Here is an 18058-nt window from a genome sequence, read left to right on the forward strand (position 1 = left end):
GCGCACGCGATCCCGTAACGACTCTTCATGACGCACAACCAGGGAAAGGCCCTTCGACGATGTTTGACGCCGAGTCGGACCGGACATCCGCTGCCGGGATACCCGTCACCGGTGGGCAATCCGGCATCTGGCTTGCCCAGCAGATCGAGCCGGACAGCTCGGCCTACAACGTCTCGTTCCTCCTGGACCTGCGCGGCGACGTCGACCTTGCCCGCCTGACCGTCTCCGTGCGGCAGGCGGTCGAAGAGGCCCAGTGCCTGCACGTGCGGGTGAGCCCCGAGGGTGCGGAGCCGCGCCAGATGCCCACGCGGTTCGCCGTCGAAGTTCCCACTGTCGACCTGCGGGACGAGCCGGATCCCGAAGGCGCTGCCGCCGAGTGGACCGAAGCCGACCGGGACCGGCCCGCCGGCCTCGAGCACGGTCCGCTGTTCGCCCATGCCCTGCTCCGGCTCGCCGACGACCGCGTCCTCTGGTACCAGCGCTACCACCACATCGTCGTCGACGGCACAGGCATCGCGCTGATCACCCACCGTGCCGGTGAGCTCTACACCTGCGGTGAGGCGGCCGATGACACCGACTGGGCGCTGTCCCGGCTGGTGGACTCCGACCGGGCCTACCGGGAGTCGGAGCAGTACCGGGCGGACCGCGCGTACTGGCTGAGCCGGCTTGCCGACCGGCCGGAGCCCGTACGCCTCGTCGAGCGCGCGTCGGCGCCGATGACGCGGCGCCTGCGGCGCACGGCGGAGCTGTCACCGCAGGACACAGCCCGGCTGCGGCTCACCGCGGCAGGCGCGGGTGTCCGCCTTTCCCGGCTGCTGGTGGCGGCCGTGGCCGCCTACCTGCACCGGGTCACCGGCGAGCAGGACCTCGTGCTCGGCCTGCCGGTGACGACCCGGCGGGACGCCGAGTCGAGGGATGTCCCCGGCATGGTGTCCAACGTCCTCCCGCTGCGTGTCGCAGTCCATGGGGGCATGACCGGCTCCGAGCTCGTGGAGACGGTACGACGCTCGATCGCCGAGACGGTCGAGCACGGCGGCTACCGTGCCGAGGACCTGGCGAGGGACCTGGGGCTGGTAGACGGCGTACCGGAACTCGTCGGCCCCACGGTCAACATCCTGCCCGGCGGCGAAGGACTGCGCTTCGGCGACCACAAGGCCGACCTCAAGCCCGTATGGCTCGGCCCGGTCAGCGACCTGGCGGTCACCGTCGACGAGTCCCGGGCGGGCAAGAGCATCCGTATCCACTTCGACGCGGACGAGGCGGTGTGCGACCAGCGGACTTTGAACGACCATGAGCGCCGTTTCCTCATGCTGCTGGACGCCCTCGTCGAGGGGATGGACCGCCCCATCGGTCACATCGAGCTGACCTCCGGTGCGGAGCGTGCGCAGCTCCTCGACGCGTTCGGAGCCGCGCCGTGCGAGGTCCCCGAACTGTCCTGGCCCGCCGCGTTCGAGCGGCAGGTGCGCCGCTCGCCGGACGCCGTCGCGCTCGTGTGCGAGGACCAGGAGCTGTCTTACGCCGAGCTCAACGCCGCAGCGAACCGGCTGGCCCGCCTGCTGATCGCGCGCGGCGTGCGCGACGAGGACGTCGTCGCCGTGGCCGTGCCGCGCTCGCCCGAGCTGGTGGTCTCCCTGCTGGCGGTGATGAAGGCGGGGGCGGCGTACCTGCCGCTGGACGCCGACCACCCCCAGGACCGGATCGCCTACATGCTGTCCGACGCCGGCGCGCGGACCGTCGTCACCACGCGCGAGCTGGCCGGTGCACTGCCCACCGCGCCGGGCGTCGGCCAGGTACTGCTCGACGACCCGTCCGTGGCCGCCGAGTCCGCCGCGCTGGACGGTTCGGACCCCGGCCTGGCGATCACGCTGGACCAGGCCGCGTACGTCATCTACACCTCGGGCTCCACCGGCCGCCCCAAGGGCGTCGTCGTCTCGCACGACGGCGTCGGCAGCCTCATCGCCACCGCCACCGAGCGGATCGGCATCGACGCGGACAGCCGCGTCGTACAGTTCGCCTCGGTCGGCTTCGACGTGACGGTCTGGGACTTGATCATGTCGCTGTGCGTCGGCGGCCGGATCATCATCGTCCCCACCGAGCGCCGGGTCGCCGGGCCTGCCCTGACCGACTACATCGGGGAGCACCGGGCCACGCACATGATCCTGCCGCCGTCGCTGGTGTCGGCGCTGCCGCAGGACTGTCAGCTGCCCGACGGGGCGGTCCTCGTGGTGGGCACCGAGTCGGTGCCGAGCGAGCTGATCGCCCGCTGGGGCGGGCGGCTGCGCGTCGTTGTCGCCTACGGACTGACCGAGGCCACGGTCAACTCCACGCTGTGGCTCGCCGAGCCCAACTGGCAGGGGCCCGCGCCGATCGGCGTACCCGACCCCAACACCCGTGCCTACGTCCTCGATTCAGCACTTCGTCCGGTTCCTGTGGGAGTCGAGGGTGAGTTGTACGTCGGTGGACGTGGTCTGGCCCGCGGTTACCTGGGCCGGCACGGTCTGACCTCGGAGCGGTTCGTCGCCGACCCGTTCGGGCCGTCGGGTGCGCGGATGTACCGCACCGGCGACCGGGTGCGCTGGAGCGCCGACGGCAACCTGGAGTTCCTCGGCCGGGCGGACGGTCAGCTCAAGATCCGCGGTCACCGGATCGAGCCGGGCGAGATCGAGAGCGCGTTCATGGCGTGCCCGGGCATCGCCCAGGCCGCCGTCCTCGTACGTGAGGACCACCGGGGAGTGAAGCGCCTCGTCGCCTATCTGGTCGCGGGCGGCGGAGTGGACTCCGACGCTACCGTGGCGGCGGCGCGGGTACAGGTGGCGGAGGCGCTGCCGGACTACATGGTGCCGTCGGCACTCGTCGTACTGGACGGGCCTCTTCCGCTGACGCCCAACGGAAAGCTCGACACCCGGGCGCTGCCCGAGCCGCAGTGGACGGCGATGACCGGTGACGCCGAGCCGACGACGGCGGCCGAGGCGGCTCTGGCCAAGCTGTTCGCCGAGCTCCTCGACCTTCCGTCGGTGGGCGTCCACGACAGCTTCTTCGAACTCGGCGGCGACAGCATCGTCGCCATCCAGCTCGTCACCCGCGCCCGTACGGAGGGGCTGACGATCAGCCCGCGCGACGTGTTCCGACTCCGCACGGTGGCGGCGCTCGCGCGCGTCACTGACTGTGCGGACGCGCCGTCGAGTGAATCCGGAGCGGTGGTCGCACCCTTCTCCCTGGTTCCGCTGACCGACGCCGAGCGTGCCGAGTTCGATTCCGCCGTCCCGGATCTCCTCGATGTCGTACCGGCCACTCCGCTGCAGGAGGGCTTCTTCTTCCACGCCGCTGTCGACGAGGGCGGGTCGGACGGCTATGCCGTCCAGGACACCCTCGAACTCGCCGGTGACGTGGACGCCGAGGCGCTGCGTGCGGCCACGCAGCGGCTGCTCGACCGCCATCCGCTGCTGCGCGCCGCCTTCCGGCAGCGCACGGACGGCTCGATCGTGCAGCTCATCGGGGAACGGGTGGAGCTGCCGTGGCGCTTCGCCGATCTGTCGGGACGTGACGTGGCGGAGCAGTCCACGGCCGCCGACGAGATCACGGCGCAGGAGCGGGCCGAGGGGTTCGACCTCGGGGCACCGCCGCTGATGCGTGCCGCTCTGATCCGGCTCGGCGAGCAGCGGTCCCTGCTGGTGCTGACCATGCATCACATCGTCGTGGACGGCTGGTCCGTCTCGCTCATCATGCGTGAACTGCTGGACGGCTACCGCCCCGGCGCCGCGGCCGAAAGGTCGGTGCCGGTCGAGCCCGTCGCGACCTACAGGTCGTACGCCGGGTGGCTCGCCGGCCGCGACCGGGAGCCGGCGCTGAGCGCGTGGCGCGAGGCGATGGCGGGGCTCGACGCTCCGGCCAGGCTGCCCGTACGCGCCGGGGAGCCGAGTCCTTCGGAGACGGGCTCCGAGACGGGCAAGGTCACCCTTGAGCTGTCCGCGGAGACCACGACAGCGCTCATGGCGCGGGCCCGGCAGCTCGGGCTGACCCTGAGCACCGTCGTGCAGGGCGGGTTCGGTCTGGTGCTCGGTGATGTGACCGGCTCCCACGATCTGGTCTTCGGGAGCACCGTCTCCGGCAGGCAAGCAGCCGTCGAGGGCGTCGAAGCACTGGTCGGTCTGCTGATCAACACTGTGCCTGCCCGGCTGCGGTGGCGTCCCAAGCAGCCGCTCGCCGAGGTCCTGGCCGGATTCCAGGACGATCAGGCCGAGCTGCTGGACCACCAGCACCTCGGACTCGCCGACATCCAGCGAGCCGTCGGCCGGGGCGAACTGTTCGACGCGCTGGTCGTGGTGGAGAACCTGCCCGACGCGGGCGAGCCGACCGATCCGGCGGGGCAGGTCCGTATCGTCGGATCGCACATCCGCGACGCGGTGCACTATCCGCTGGCGCTCACCGTGCTCCCCGGCGAGCGACTTGAGCTGCGGCTCGAACACGATCCCTCCCGGCTGGACGCCGCTGCTGCCGAGCGGTTCGCCACCCGCCTGCGGGCGCTGTTCGACCAGGTGATCGCCGACCCCGGGCTCCCGGTCGCGCAGCTGACCACGCAGACGGCCGAAGAACGGCGGAGCACGCTCGACCGCCTCACCGGGCGGGATCACGCTCTGCCCGTCGGCACGGTGCACGGAGCGTTCGCCGAGCAGGTCCGTCGTACCCCTGACGCGACCGCTCTGATCCAGGACGGCGAGCGGACGACCTATGCCGAGCTGGAGGAGCGGGCCGAGGCGCTGGCGCAGCGGCTGCTCGCCCATGGCGTGGGCCCCGAGTCCATCGTGGCTGTGGCTGTGCCCCGGTCGGCCAACACCCTCGTCGCGCTGCTCGGTGTGCTCAAGGCGGGTGCGGCCTACCTGCCGGTCGACGTCGACTACCCGGCCGACCGGGTTCGTTACATGCTCGCCGACTCCGGGGCACGAACGGTCGTCGCCACCGAGGAGTCCTGGGCGCGGCTGCCCGAACTGGCAGACGTGACACGGGTCCTCCTCGGCGAGGGACACAGCACGGAGGCTGTCCCGGCCGTACCCGTCCATCCGGACAGCGCCGCGTATCTGATGTACACCTCGGGGTCGACCGGCCGGCCCAAGGGCGTCGTGGTGACGCACCGAGCGGTCGTCGGCCAGCTGGCCTGGACGGCCGAGCAGTTCGGATTTGGCCCCGGCGAGCGGGTGCTGCACCAGTACTCGACCAGCTTCGACCCGTCGGTGCAGGAGATCTTCGCCCCGCTGCTGACCGGTGGGACCGTCGTGATCGCCAGGCCGGACGGACACCGCGATCCGGCGTATCTCGCCGAGCTGATCCGCGACGAGCGGGTCACCAACGTCGATCTGGTGCCTTCGCTGTACGGCGCGCTGCTCGCCGAGGAAGAAGCCGGACAGTGGTGGGCGAGTCTGCGCAGGGCGTTCAGCGGGGGAGAGGCACTGCCCGTTCCGCTCGCGCGGCGCTGGCGGGAGCGCACCGGCGTGCCGCTCTTCAACGTCTACGGGCCGACCGAGGCCGTCATCCAGGTCACCAGCTGGGAGGCGGGCTCCGAACCGGCTGAAGCGGGCACCGTACCCATCGGGCGTCCGGTGTGGAACACCCGGCTCTACGTGCTCGACCGGTACCTCCGCCCCGTTGCCGAGGGGGAGTCCGGCGAGCTCTACATCGCGGGCGCGCAGTTGGCCCGTGGTTACCACGGACGCACCGCGCTGAGCGCGGAGCGCTTCGTCGCCGACCCGTACGGCGGGCCCGGAGAGCGGATGTACCGCACCGGAGACATGGTCCAGTTCAGTGGAGACGGTGTGCTCACCTACCTCGGGCGCACCGACCACCAAGTCAAGATCAGGGGAAACCGGGTGGAACTCGGTGAAATCGAAGCGCGGCTGCGCGATGAGCCTGCCGTCGGCGATGTGGTCGTCGTGGCCCGCGACGACGACCGTGGAGTCAAGCAGCTGGTGGCCTACCTGGTCCCCGCTGCCGGAGCGGCCCTGGATGTCGCAGCTGTACGGAGCACGTTGAGCGGTTCGCTTCCGGCGCCCATGGTGCCCAGCCACTTCGTGGAGCTCGACGCGCTGCCGTTGACGCCGGGCGGGAAGATCGACCACAAGGCGCTGCCCGCCCCCGAGGTCAGGAGCAGGCGGCAGGGACGTACGGCCCGTGAGGGCCGCGAGCGGCAGCTCTGCGCGATCTTCGCCGACGTGCTCGGGATCGACGAGGTCGACGCGGACGAGGACTTCTTCGTGCTCGGCGGCGACAGCATTCTGTCCATGTCGGTCTCCAGCCGCGCCCGCAAGGCCGGCCTGTCGATCAGCCCCCGTGACGTGTTCGAGCACCGCACGCCGGCCGCGCTGGCGGCCACCGTCGTCGCCGCCGAGGACGCCGTACCCGCGGTCGTCGCCGACTCCGACGGCGTGGGCGACGTCCCGCTGCTGCCCATCGTCCACCAGCTCCGTGAGGACGGTGGAACGGTCAGCCGCTTCAACCTGTCCATGCTGCTGCAGGCGCCCGCCGCCGCCGCCGCTGACGCCGTGGCGCTGGCGCGGGTCCTGCAAGCGGTCCTGGACCACCACGACGGTCTGCGGCTCACGCTCTCCCGGATGGATCTCGGCCCGGCGATTCCCGCGCTGTGGTCGGCTCAGACGCTTGCCGTGGGTTCGGTGGACGCGACCGGGCTGCTGCGGCGTGTCGATGTACGCGACCTCGACGACGCCGGACTCCGTACGCTGATCGCCGAGGAGTCCGACGGTGCGGCGTCCCGGCTCGATCCTGACAGCGGCGTCATGCTGCAGGCGGTCTGGTTCGACGCCGGCGGCGAGCGGCCGGGCCGACTGCTGCTCGTCGTTCACCACCTGGCGATCGACGGCGTGTCCTGGCGCGTGCTGCTCGGTGACCTCGCCGCCGCGTGGGACGCCGTCGCGCGGGGTGAGCGTCCTGTTCTGGAGCCGGTGCCCACGTCGCTGCGGCGCTTCGCACGGGACGTCGCCGAGCAGGCGACCTCACCGCAGCGGCAGGCCGAACTGCCCTACTGGGCGAAGACCCTGGCGCACGGAGCCGAACTGGTCGCCGGTGCCACCCGTACCGGAACGGCCGGTTCGGCGCGGGAACACGTCGTGTCCCTTTCCGCCGAGGACACCCAGGCGCTGCTGACGGCGGTGCCCGCCACGGCCGGAGCCGATGTCACCGAGGTGCTGCTCACCGCACTGCGGATCGCCGTGTCGCGATGGCGCGGCGCGCGGGACGCCGGGCTGGACGGCGACCTGCTGGTGGATCTCGAACGGCACGGACGCGACGGAACCGACATGGACCTGTCGCGCACCGTGGGCTGGTTCACCGGCCTGCATCCCGTACGGCTCCCCGCCGCCGACGGCGCCCTCGACGTACTCAAGCTCGTCAAGGAGTCCGTGCGGTCGGCGCCGGACTCCGGCGCGGGCTACGGCATGCTGCGCTACCTCAACCCGCAACTCGCCCCGGTCTTCGCCCAGCTGTCCAGCGCCCAGGTGCTGTTCAACTACTTCGGCCGTCTCCCCGCCGAGCAGACGCACGACTGGGCACCCGCGGTCGAGTCCGACGCCCTGTCCGTGGAACCCGACGCCGACCTGGCCATGCCGTACCCGCTCCAGGTCAACGCGGTGTGCGCCGATACCCCGCACGGCCCCGAGTTGCGCGCCACCTGGACCTGGCCGGCGGGCGACGCGCTGAACGAGGAGGACGTACAGGCGCTCGGCCGTGAGTGGGCGGCGGCATTGCGTGAACTCATCGCGCAGGCGACGCAGTCCGGCCCGCAGGGGCGGGCTCTCACGCCGTCCGACGTGCCGCTGGTCCAGCTCGATCAGGCCGAAATCGACCTGATCGAGCGCGTCAGCCCGGTGCCCGTCGCCGACATCTGGCCGCTTTCACCGCTGCAGGAAGGCATCCACTTCCACGCCAGCTACGACACGTCCGCACTGGACGTCTACACCGCGCAGGACAACTTCGACTTCGACCACCGCCTCGACGCCGAGCGGCTCCGCGCCGCCTGCGCGACGCTGCTGCGCAGGCACCCGAGCCTGCGCGCCGGCATCACCAGTGACGGCCTGCCCCGGCCCGTGCAGTTCGTCTGCTCCGCGGCCGAGCTGCCCGTGCCGCTCACCGAGGTGGATCTGACCGGCCTCAGCGAGCAGCAGCGGCAGGAACGCCTCGACGAGATCGCCGAGGCCGGCCGCCGGGAGCGGTTCGACCTGGCCGCGCCCCCGCTGTTCCGGCTCAAGCTGATCCGGCTCACCGAGAACACCGACCGTCTGATGCTCAGCCACCACCTGGTGGCCTGGGACGGCTGGTCGCAGTCCGTGTTCCTCGACGAACTGCTCGACCTCTACGCCGCGGCGGGCGACGACGCCGCGTTGTCCGTACCCGGCAGCTACCGCGACTACCTGAGCTGGCTCGCCGAGCAGGACTTCGACGCGGCCCGTGAGACGTGGAGCCACGCCCTGGCGGGACTCGACGAGCCCACGCTCGTCGCGCGGAATCGAGGGGACGAGCCGACAATCCCGCGGCGTCGTACCTTCGAACTGTCCCCGGAACTCAGTGACCGCCTGCGGGCATCCGCCCGTGAGCACGGACTGACGATCAACGCGGTGTTGTCCGCCGCGTGGGCGCTCGTACTGTCCGCGACGGTGGGCCGCCACGATGTGGTGTTCGGCGCCACGGTCGCCGGACGGCCGGCGGACGTGTCCGGAGTCGACACGGCGATCGGCATGTTCCTCAACACGGTGCCCCTGCGGGTCACGCTCGACCCCGACGAGCCGGTCGCGGACCTCCTGCGCCGCATGCAGTCCGAGCGGGTCGCGCTGATGGACCACGAGTACCTCGGCCTGGCCGAGCTACAGCGGGCGGGCGGCCACACCACCCTCTTCGACACCCTGTACGTACTCCAGAACTTCGCCGACGAAGGCGCGTTCAAGCAACTCACCGAGCGGCACGGCATCACCGGCGTGGGCAGCGTGGACGCCACCCACTACCCCATGACCCTGATCGTCAACCCGGCCGAGATCGTCCAGGCGAAGCTGGAGTACCGCCCCGACCTGGTCGACGACGAGCAGGCCGTGGCCACGCTGGAGCGCTTCGGCACCTTCGTGGAACGGCTGATCGGCGATCTGTCGGCGCGCGTCGGCGCCCTGGACCTGCTGCTGCCCGGCGAGCGCGCCGAGCTGCTCGCCGAGTGGGCGTCCAGCGTCAACCCGGTGCCCAACGAGACCGTCGCCGACATGCTCGCGGCCCAGGTCGCCCGCACCCCGGACGCGGTGGCGCTGGTGTTCGGCGAGCGCGCACTCACGTACGCGGAGCTGGACGCGCAGATCAACCGGCTCGCCCGGCTGCTGCTCGCCCGTGGCGCGGGACCGGAGAAGGTCGTCGCCCTCGCCCTGCCGCGTTCCATCGAGATGGTCGTGGCACTGTTCGCGGTGCTGCGCACCGGCGCCGCCTACCTGCCGCTCGACCTCGACCACCCCGCCGACCGGCTGCGCCTGATGGTCGAGGACACCGGGCCCCTGTGCCTGCTGTCCACGACGGCGGTCGCACCGACGCTGCGCGGCGAGACGGGAGCCGTCGCCCCCGAACTCCTGCTGGACGACCCGTCCGTGGCCGCTGAACTCGCCGGCCTCCCGTCCGGGGAGGTCACCGACGCCGAGCGGCCCGCGTTCGCGCACGGTGTGGAGGACCGGCTGGAGTACCCCGCCTACGTCATCTACACCTCCGGCTCGACCGGCAAGCCGAAGGGCGTCGTCACCCCGTACCGCGGTCTGACGAACATGCAGCTCAACCACCAGAAGGAGATCTTCGACCCGGCCATCGCCTCGGCGGGCGGCCGACGGCTGCGCATCGCGCACACCGTCTCCTTCGCCTTCGACATGTCCTGGGAGGAGCTGCTCTGGCTCGTCGAGGGACATGAGGTGCACGTCTGCGACGAGGAGCTGCGCCGTGACGCCGAAGCCCTCGTGGCGTACTGCGACGAGCACCGCGTCGACGTGGTCAATGTGACGCCGACGTACGCCCAGCTGCTGATCGAGGAGGGCCTGCTCGACCACGACGAGAGCGCCGGCAAGCACCGGCCGGCACTTGTGCTGCTCGGCGGTGAGGCCGTGTCCGACACGGTGTGGACGCGACTGCGCCGCACCGAGGGCACGTACGGCTACAACCTGTACGGGCCGACCGAGTACACGATCAACACGCTCGGCGGGTCCACCACCGACAGCCCGACCCCCACGGTCGGCATGCCCATCCGCAACACCCGGGGCTACGTGCTCGACGCGATGCTGCGCCCGGTCCCGCCGGGCTGCCCCGGCGAGCTGTACATCGCCGGCACCGGCCTCGCCCGCGGCTACCACGACCGGCCCGGCCTGACGGCGGAGCGGTTCGTCGCCGACCCGTTCGGGGCTCCCGGCGAGCGGATGTACCGTACGGGCGACCTCGTCCGGCAGCGCCCGGACGGCCTCATCGACTTCCTCGGCCGTACGGACGACCAGGTCAAGATCCGGGGATACCGGATCGAACTGGGCGAGATCTCCTCCGTCCTGGCCGCCCACCCCGATGTCGCGCACGCCGCGGTCGTCGTGGCGGAAGCCGCCGGGACGAAGCGCCTGGTCGGCTACGTCGTACCCGAGGCAGGTGCGGCACAGGATGACGCGCTGCTCCAGAAGCTGCGCGAGCACCTGAAGGCCGGCCTGCCCGACTACATGGTCCCGGCAGCGCTGGTGGCCGTGGAGACGCTGCCGCTGACCGTCAACGGAAAGCTCGACGTCAAGGCCCTGCCCGCACCGGACTTCGCCGGGCCCAGTACCAGCCGCCCGCCCCGGTCGCCGCAGGAGGAGACGCTCTGCGCGCTCTTCGCCGAAGTGCTCGGACTCGCCGCGGGCAGCGTGGGAATCGACAGCAACTTCTTCGACCTGGGCGGCCACTCGCTCCTGGCCACCCGCCTGATCAGCCGCGCGCGTACCGCGCTGAAGGCAGAGCTGGCGATCCGGGACCTCTTCGAGGCGCCGACCGTCGCGGAGCTGGTGGAGCGCGGAGGCGGCTCGCACGCCGCCGACCGCCCGGCGCTGACGGCCGGCGAGCGGCCCGCCGAGCTGCCGCTGTCCCACGCCCAGCAGCGGCTGTGGGTCATCCAGCAGATCGAGTGCACCTCGGCCGCGTACAACTTCCCGTTGGTCATGCGGCTGCGCGGCGCCCTCGACGTGGACGCGTGGCGGGCGGCGCTGGCCGATGTGACGGCACGTCATGAGGCGCTGCGTACGTTGTTCGGCGAGCGCGACGGCCAGGCGTTCCAGCGCGTGCTGCTTGTCGAGCAGGCGCACCCGGTGGTGGAGTGTGTCCGCGCCGGTGAGGACGAGGTGAGCGGCATCGTCGACGCCGCTATCAACCGCCCGTTCGATCTAGCCGCGGAACTGCCGCTGCGGGCGACCATCATCGAGGTCGCGCCGGATGACCACGTAGTCGTCCTGCTGCTGCACCACATCACCACCGACGAGTGGTCGGACCGGCCCTTCCTGCGCGACCTGGCCAGCGCCTACGCCGCCCGCCGGTCCGGCTCGGCGCCCGAGTGGGAGCCGCTGCCCGTTCAGTACGCCGACTACGCGCTGTGGCAGCAGCGGCTGCTCGGTGACCCGGCCGACGCGCAGAGCCTGGCCGCCCGGCAGCTGGAGTACTGGCGTACGACGCTGGAGGGTGCCCCGGAGGAGATCGAGCTGCCGGCCGACCGGCTGCGGCCCGCACGGCCGGCGTTCACCGGAGCCGAGCTCGACATCGACTTCGACACCCCGGCATACCAGGGGCTGAAGCGGCTGTCCCGGGAGAGCGGCGCCAGCATGTTCATGGTGGTGCACGCGGCCGTCGCCGCGCTGCTCCACCGGATGGGCGCCGGTACGGACATCGCCCTCGGCTCGCCCATCGCCGGGCGGAGTGACGAGGCGCTCGACGAACTGGTCGGCTTCTTCGTGAACACGCTCGTTCTGCGGACCGACCTCAGCGGTGACCCGAGCTTCACCGAACTGCTGGCGCGGGTCCGTGACACCGACCTGGCCGCGTTCTCCCACGCGGACGTGCCGTTCGAGTCCGTCGTCGAGAAGCTCAACCCGACGCGCTCGCTCGCCCGCAACCCGCTGTTCCAGGTGATGGTCGGCTACCACAACCGCACCGGCGACGAGCTGGAACTGCCCGGGCTCGGTGTGGAGTACGTGCCGTTCCGGATCAAGTCGGCCAAGTTCGACCTCGTGTTCAGCTTCACCGAGCAGGTCGGAGCCGACGGGGACGACGGCGCGCTCAGCTGCCGCCTGGAGTTCGCCACCGAGCTGTTCGACCAGGAGACCGCCGAGCGGCTCGGCGACCGCCTGCGGCAGCTGGTCTCGGCGCTGGTCGCCGAACCGGAGGCCCCGGTCTCCCGGGCGGATGTACTCGCCGCCGACGAACGGCAGCTGGTTCTGGAGGGCTTCAACGCCACCGAGCGGGTGGTCGACGAGTCCTCGCTGCCGGCCCTGTTCGCCCAGCGGCTCGCCGAGCGGCCCGACGCGGTCGCCGTCGTAGAGCGGTCCAGGTCGGTGAGCTACGCCCAGCTGGACGCACGGTCCAACCGGATCGCACGCCTGCTGGCCGCACGCGGTGTGGGCGCCGAGAGCGTGGTCGGCGTGGCCGTGCCCCGCTCGGTCGACATGGTCGCGACGGTGCTCGCCGCCCTCAAGCTCGGTGCCGCGTTCCTGCCGCTCGACCTGGTCCACCCGGCCGACCGGCTCACGTACATGATCGAGGACTCGGGGGCCGCCCTCGTGGTCGGCACCGAGCCGGTGGCCGGGAAGATCCCCGAAGTGGCGGGCGCACCTGTGGTGCTGCTCGACGCTCCGGAAGTCACGGCCGAACTCGACCGGCTGCCCGAGTCGGAGGTGGCCGGCCTGCCGGTGAGCCTGGACCAGGCCGCCTACGTGATCTACACCTCCGGTTCGACCGGCCGGCCCAAGGGCGTCGTCGTCCCGCACGACGGCATCTCCAGCCTGGTGGCCACCGCGGTCGACCGGATGGGTCTGGAACGCGACAGCAGGGTGCTGCAGTTCGCGTCGATCGGCTTCGACGTCTTCGCCTTCGAACTGTCGATGGCGCTGTGCCACGGCGGCCGCCTCGTGCTCATATCCGACGAGGCCCGCGTCGCCGGACCTGCGCTGACCGACTTCCTGGCGGACCAGCGGATCACCCACATGATCCTTCCGCCCTCCCTGGTGTCGGCGCTGCCGGCGGGATGCGAGCTGCCCGAAGGATCGACCATCCTGGTCGGCACGGAGACCGTGCCGCCGGACCTGTTCGAGCGCTTCGGCGCCACGGCCAACCTGATCTGCGCGTACGGCCTGACCGAGGCGACGGTGAACTCCACGCTCTGGCCCGCACGCGAGGCCGGCGGACGGGCCACCGGGCGCGTGCCGATCGGCCGGCCGGACCCCAACACGGTCTGCTACGTACTGGACGCCAACCTGTGCCCGGTCCCGCCGGGTGTGGTGGGGGAGCTGTACGTGGCCGGTCGCGGACTTGCCCGCGGTTACCTCGGCAAGTCCGCGCTGACCTCCGAGCGGTTCGTCGCCGACCCGTTCGGCCCGCCCGGCACCCGGATGTACCGCACCGGTGACCGCGCCCGCTGGCGCAGGGACGGCAACATCGACTTCCTCGGCCGGGTCGACACTCAGGTGAAGATCCGCGGATTCCGCATCGAACTGGGCGAGATCGAGGCGGCGCTCGCCGACCACCCGGCGGTCAGCCAGGCCGCCGTGGTGCCCGACCGCGAGGGCGACATCGTGCGGCTGGTGGGCTACGCGGTCCCGGAGCGCGGGGATCTCGACATTGACCCGCAGGCGCTGCGTACGCACGTCGCCGGGCTGCTGCCCGAGTACATGGTGCCCGCCCTCGTGGTGCCGCTGGACGGTCCGCTGCCGCTGACCCCCAACGGCAAGCTGGACCGGAAGGCGCTGCCCGCGCCTGACTGGTCCGGTATGACCGGTGACGCTCGCCCGGCCACCGAGACGCAGGCCCGCCTGGCTGAACTGTTCGGCGAGATCCTGAATCTGGAAGACGTCGGTATCCACGACAACTTCTTCGCGCTGGGCGGCCATTCGATGGCCTCGATGCGGCTGCTCGGCCGGATCCGCTCCGAATTCGGGGTCGAGCTGAGCATCCGGGACGTCTTCGACGCGCTGACGGTCGCCGGAATCGCCGCCAAGCTCGACGGAGCGTCCGCCGCCCGGCCGCCGCTCCGCCCGGTCGAGCACCGCGCGGGGGGTGCTCCGCTGCCGGTCGCCCCCGTACAGCGGTGGCAGTGGTCGTCGTACCGACGGCACGCCGGCTTTGACCACGCACTCGTGCTGCGCTCGCCCGGAGGGCTGGACGCCGACGCGCTGTCGGCCGCACTGGGAGATGTGGTGGCACGGCACGAGCCGCTGCGCACGGTCTTCACCGAGCGGGACGGATCGGTGTACAAGCAGGTCGCGCAGTCCCCGGTCCTGGAGCGGGAGGAGTGCGCCGATCTCGACGCACGGCTCGCCGAACTGGCCGCGCAGGCGCCTGAGCTGTCGCTGGAACCGCCCCTGCGGGCCCGGCTGCTCACGGCTGGGGACGGCACCCAGGCGGTGCTGCTGACCATGCACTACCTCGCGGTGGACGAGTGGTCAGTGGTGCCTCTCTTCCGTGACCTCACCACGGCGTACGAGGATCGGACGCACGGCCGGGAGCCCGGGTGGGAGCCCCTGCCGGTCACGTACGCCGACTACACCCACTGGGCGCACGAGGTGCTCGGCGATCTCGCCGACCCCGACAGCCTGGGCGGGCGGCAACTCGCGTACTGGCAGCAGACGCTGAAGGACCTGCCGCAGGAGCTGGCGCTGCCGACGGACCGGCCGCGTCCCGCCGCACCCGGCCTTCTCGGCCACGGCGGCGACTACGTCGGATTCGTCCTCGACGAGCAGCTCCACGCCGACGTGGACAAGCTGGCCCGGGCGACCGGCACCAGCCTGTTCATGGTCCTGCACTCGGCGCTGTCGGCGCTGCTCACCGCCCACGGTGCGGGCACCGACCTGCCCATCGGCACCATGGTCGCCGGCCGTACCGACGACCAGTTGGCCGACCTGGTCGGCTGCTTCTTCAACACCGTGGTGCTGCGCACCGACACCGCGGGCGACCCGACCTTCGCGGAGCTGCTGACCCGGGTGCGGGAGACGACGCTCGGCGCGCTGGACCGGCAGGACGTTCCGTTCGACGAGGTCGTACGCGCTACGGGCCTGCCCCCGGAGGGACCGCAGGTCATGGTGATCCACCATGAGCAGGCGGACCTCGGGGAGTTGGAGGGCGGCATGGGCTCGTTCCACGCCGTGCCCACCGGATCGGTGCAGGCGGAGCTGACGCTCAGCTTCTACGAGCCGCGCGGCGACGGGCCGGTGCACTGCGAGTTGATATACGCGACCGAGTTGCTCGGCAGGGCCAAGGCGGGGCAGCTCGCCGACGAACTTCAGGTGCTGCTGCGGAACGTGGCAGCCGACCCGGAACAGCCGCTCTCTGAGCTGTTCACCGTAATGTCCATGAGGAGTGAGAACGCATGACCACCAACCCGTTCGAGGACCCGCAGGGCCGCTTCCTGGTCCTGACCAATGACGAGAACCAGCACTCGATGTGGCCGTCCTTCGCCGAAGTTCCGGCGGGGTGGCGGACCGTCTTCGGCGAGGACACGCGGGAGGCGTGCCTCGCGTACGTGGAGGCGAACTGGACCGATCTGCGGCCCGCCGGCCTGGTCGCGCAGCAGGGCTGACCGACGCTGCTGAAACCAAGTCGCCGCCCGTGGAGAGGGACTTCCTCACCGCGGGCGGCGACGCGCGTTTCACTGCCGCCCGGCGGGCGGAGGCGCCTGCGGCGAGCCTTTCCCCACCCCGCCCCTTCCCGCTGTGTCATTTTGCGGCTCCGCCGCGTGGTGGGGGCAAGTCCCCAGGCCCCCGGGACGCCCTTCGGGCGTGTCCTCAAACGCCGGACGGGCTGGATTCGGCCGCACCATCAAGCCCCTCCGGCGTTTGAGGAGCGGGGCCTGGGGGCGGAGCCCCGGCAACTTCAGCCCGTCCGGCGTTTGAGGACCGGGGTCTGGGGCGGCGCCCCAGTTCGGGAAGGGGCGGGGTGGGGAAAGGCCCGCACGCAGGCGCCGATGCGTAAGGCCCGCTGGGATACCCGGCGGGCCTTACGCAAACCTGCTGCGGCGCTCAGGCCTCCGCAGCCACCTGACGCACCGTGTCCACCGGCTGTCGCCGCGTGTCGGACCACGCCGCCCAGAGCGCCGCATAGCGCCCACCCGCCGCCACCAACTCCTCGTGCGTACCCGTCTCGACGACCCTGCCCTGGTCGAGGACGACGACGCGGTCCGCGGTCGCGGCCTGAGGCAGCCGGTGGGCCACCATCAGGCCCGTACGTCCTTCCAGCGCCTGAAGCGCAGCCGTCTCCAGGACGCGGGCGCCCGCGCTGCCGGCGTCCGCGGTGGCCTCGTCCAGGATCGCGACCGGCGGGTCGGCGAGGACGAGGCGGGCCAGGGCCAGATGCTGGGCCTGGGTCACCGTCAGCCGGTGCCCGCCCTCGCCCACCACCGTGTCGAGCCCGTCGGGCAGCGCCTCCACCCAGGCCAGCGCACTGACCTTGGCGAGCGCGGTGCGCAGCTCCTCGTCGGTGGACTCCGGCCGGGCGAGCCTCAGGTCCTCGGACAGCGGCCCGGCGAACACATGGACTTCCTGACTGATCAGCGTCACCGCCCGCCGCATGCCGGCGGGTCCGAGCTCCTGGGTGTCGACACCGCCAAGGGTGATGACGCCGTCGGACGGCTCGTGGATGCCGGCGATCAGCTTCGCCAGGGTGGTCTTTCCGGCCCCGCTCGCGCCGACCAGCGCCACCCGCTCGCCGCTGCGCACCTCCAGGTCGACCTCGCGCAGTACGGGGTGCTCGGACACGTACGCGTGGCTGAGCGCGGAGACCTTGACGGAACCGTCCACCGGCACGGAGGGCCGGTCCGGCTCCCGCTCCGCGGGCAGATTCGACACGCCGACCAGTCGCGCCAGGCTGGCGCCGGCGGACTGCGCCTCGTCGATGAGGAAGAGCGCGGCGTTCACGGGATTGAACAGGCTGTGGAAGTACAGCGCCGCCGCGGTAGCCGTGCCGATACTCACGGAACCATTGCCGACCAGGATGAATCCGGTGACCAGGACCGATGTCAGACCGACGAACTCGGCGAGGTTGAGCCGTGAGAAGAACCCGGAAACGAGCCGGATGGCGCGCAGCGCGAGGCTGACGGATTCCTGCGACCGCTGTTCCAGCAGCTCCGCGTGCCTGTCGTTCAGCCGGAACGCGCGTACGGTCCGGACGCCGCCGAAGCTGTCGAGAAGCTGGTGCTGCAGGGCGCCGGTGGCGACCCTGTGCTGGGCGTACAGCGGTGTGGCGCGCGGCATGTACCACCGCACGGTGAGGACATGGATCGGCATGGCCACCAGGACGGCGGGAAGGAAGCGCCAGTCCAGCACGGTGAGGCCGACGAGCGTCAGAGCGATGGTCAGGAGGGCCCCGGCGAACTCGGGCAGCGCCTGGCGTACCGCCTTGGCTATCCGGGTCACATCGCCGGTCACCCGGGAGGTCAGATCGCCCGAGCCGGCCTGTTCCACGCGTTCGAGCGGAAGTCGCAGCGCCCGCTCGATGAACCGCTCGCGCAGGCTCGCGAGAACGGTCTCGCCGAGCCGGGCGACAAGGGAGGTGCCGATCGCGGTCGCGACGCCCCGGGCCACCGCCACCGCGAGGAGGAGGACCATCGGCACCGTCAGCGCCCCGGCGCCCCGGTGCTCGACGACCAGGTCGACGATGCGACCGAGCAGCGGGGCGGTCAGCAGACCGATGCCCGTTCCGATGACCAGCACGCTCACCGCGGACACGGTCAGCAACCTGTGACGGCGCAGCAACGTGCCGACGACGGCGAGTGTTTGGGCGCCGGTGGCGATCGGCAGGAGTTCGCGATCCGGCGCGCTGGTTCCGCTCATCG

Annotated in this window: 3 protein-coding genes; 2 read left to right on the plus strand and 1 reads right to left on the minus strand. The window is 71.6% G+C overall.

Annotation, left to right across the window (positions count from 1 at the left end):
- Positions 1 to 59 precede the first annotated feature (59 nt).
- On the plus strand, positions 60 to 15602 hold the full coding sequence (locus J7E89_RS13205) for a non-ribosomal peptide synthetase (RefSeq protein WP_214973016.1): 15543 nt from the start codon (positions 60 to 62) through the stop codon (positions 15600 to 15602).
- Positions 15599 to 15808, plus strand: coding sequence for an MbtH family protein (locus J7E89_RS13210; RefSeq protein ID WP_214973018.1), 210 nt, complete (start codon positions 15599 to 15601; stop codon positions 15806 to 15808). The genes J7E89_RS13205 and J7E89_RS13210 overlap by 4 nt, the downstream gene beginning before the upstream one ends.
- Before the next feature lie 439 nt (positions 15809 to 16247).
- Here the strand turns inward: J7E89_RS13210 and J7E89_RS13215 are convergent, their stop codons facing one another.
- The gene (locus J7E89_RS13215; RefSeq protein ID WP_214973020.1) at positions 16248 to 18056 is read right to left on the minus strand and encodes an ABC transporter ATP-binding protein; all 1809 of its coding nucleotides are present in this window, start codon (positions 18054 to 18056) and stop codon (positions 16248 to 16250) included.
- Between the last annotated feature and the right edge of the window lie 2 nt (positions 18057 to 18058).

This window comes from Streptomyces sp. ISL-100, assembly GCF_018614615.1.
In the GTDB taxonomy this organism is placed as follows: Bacteria; Actinomycetota; Actinomycetes; order Streptomycetales; family Streptomycetaceae; genus Streptomyces.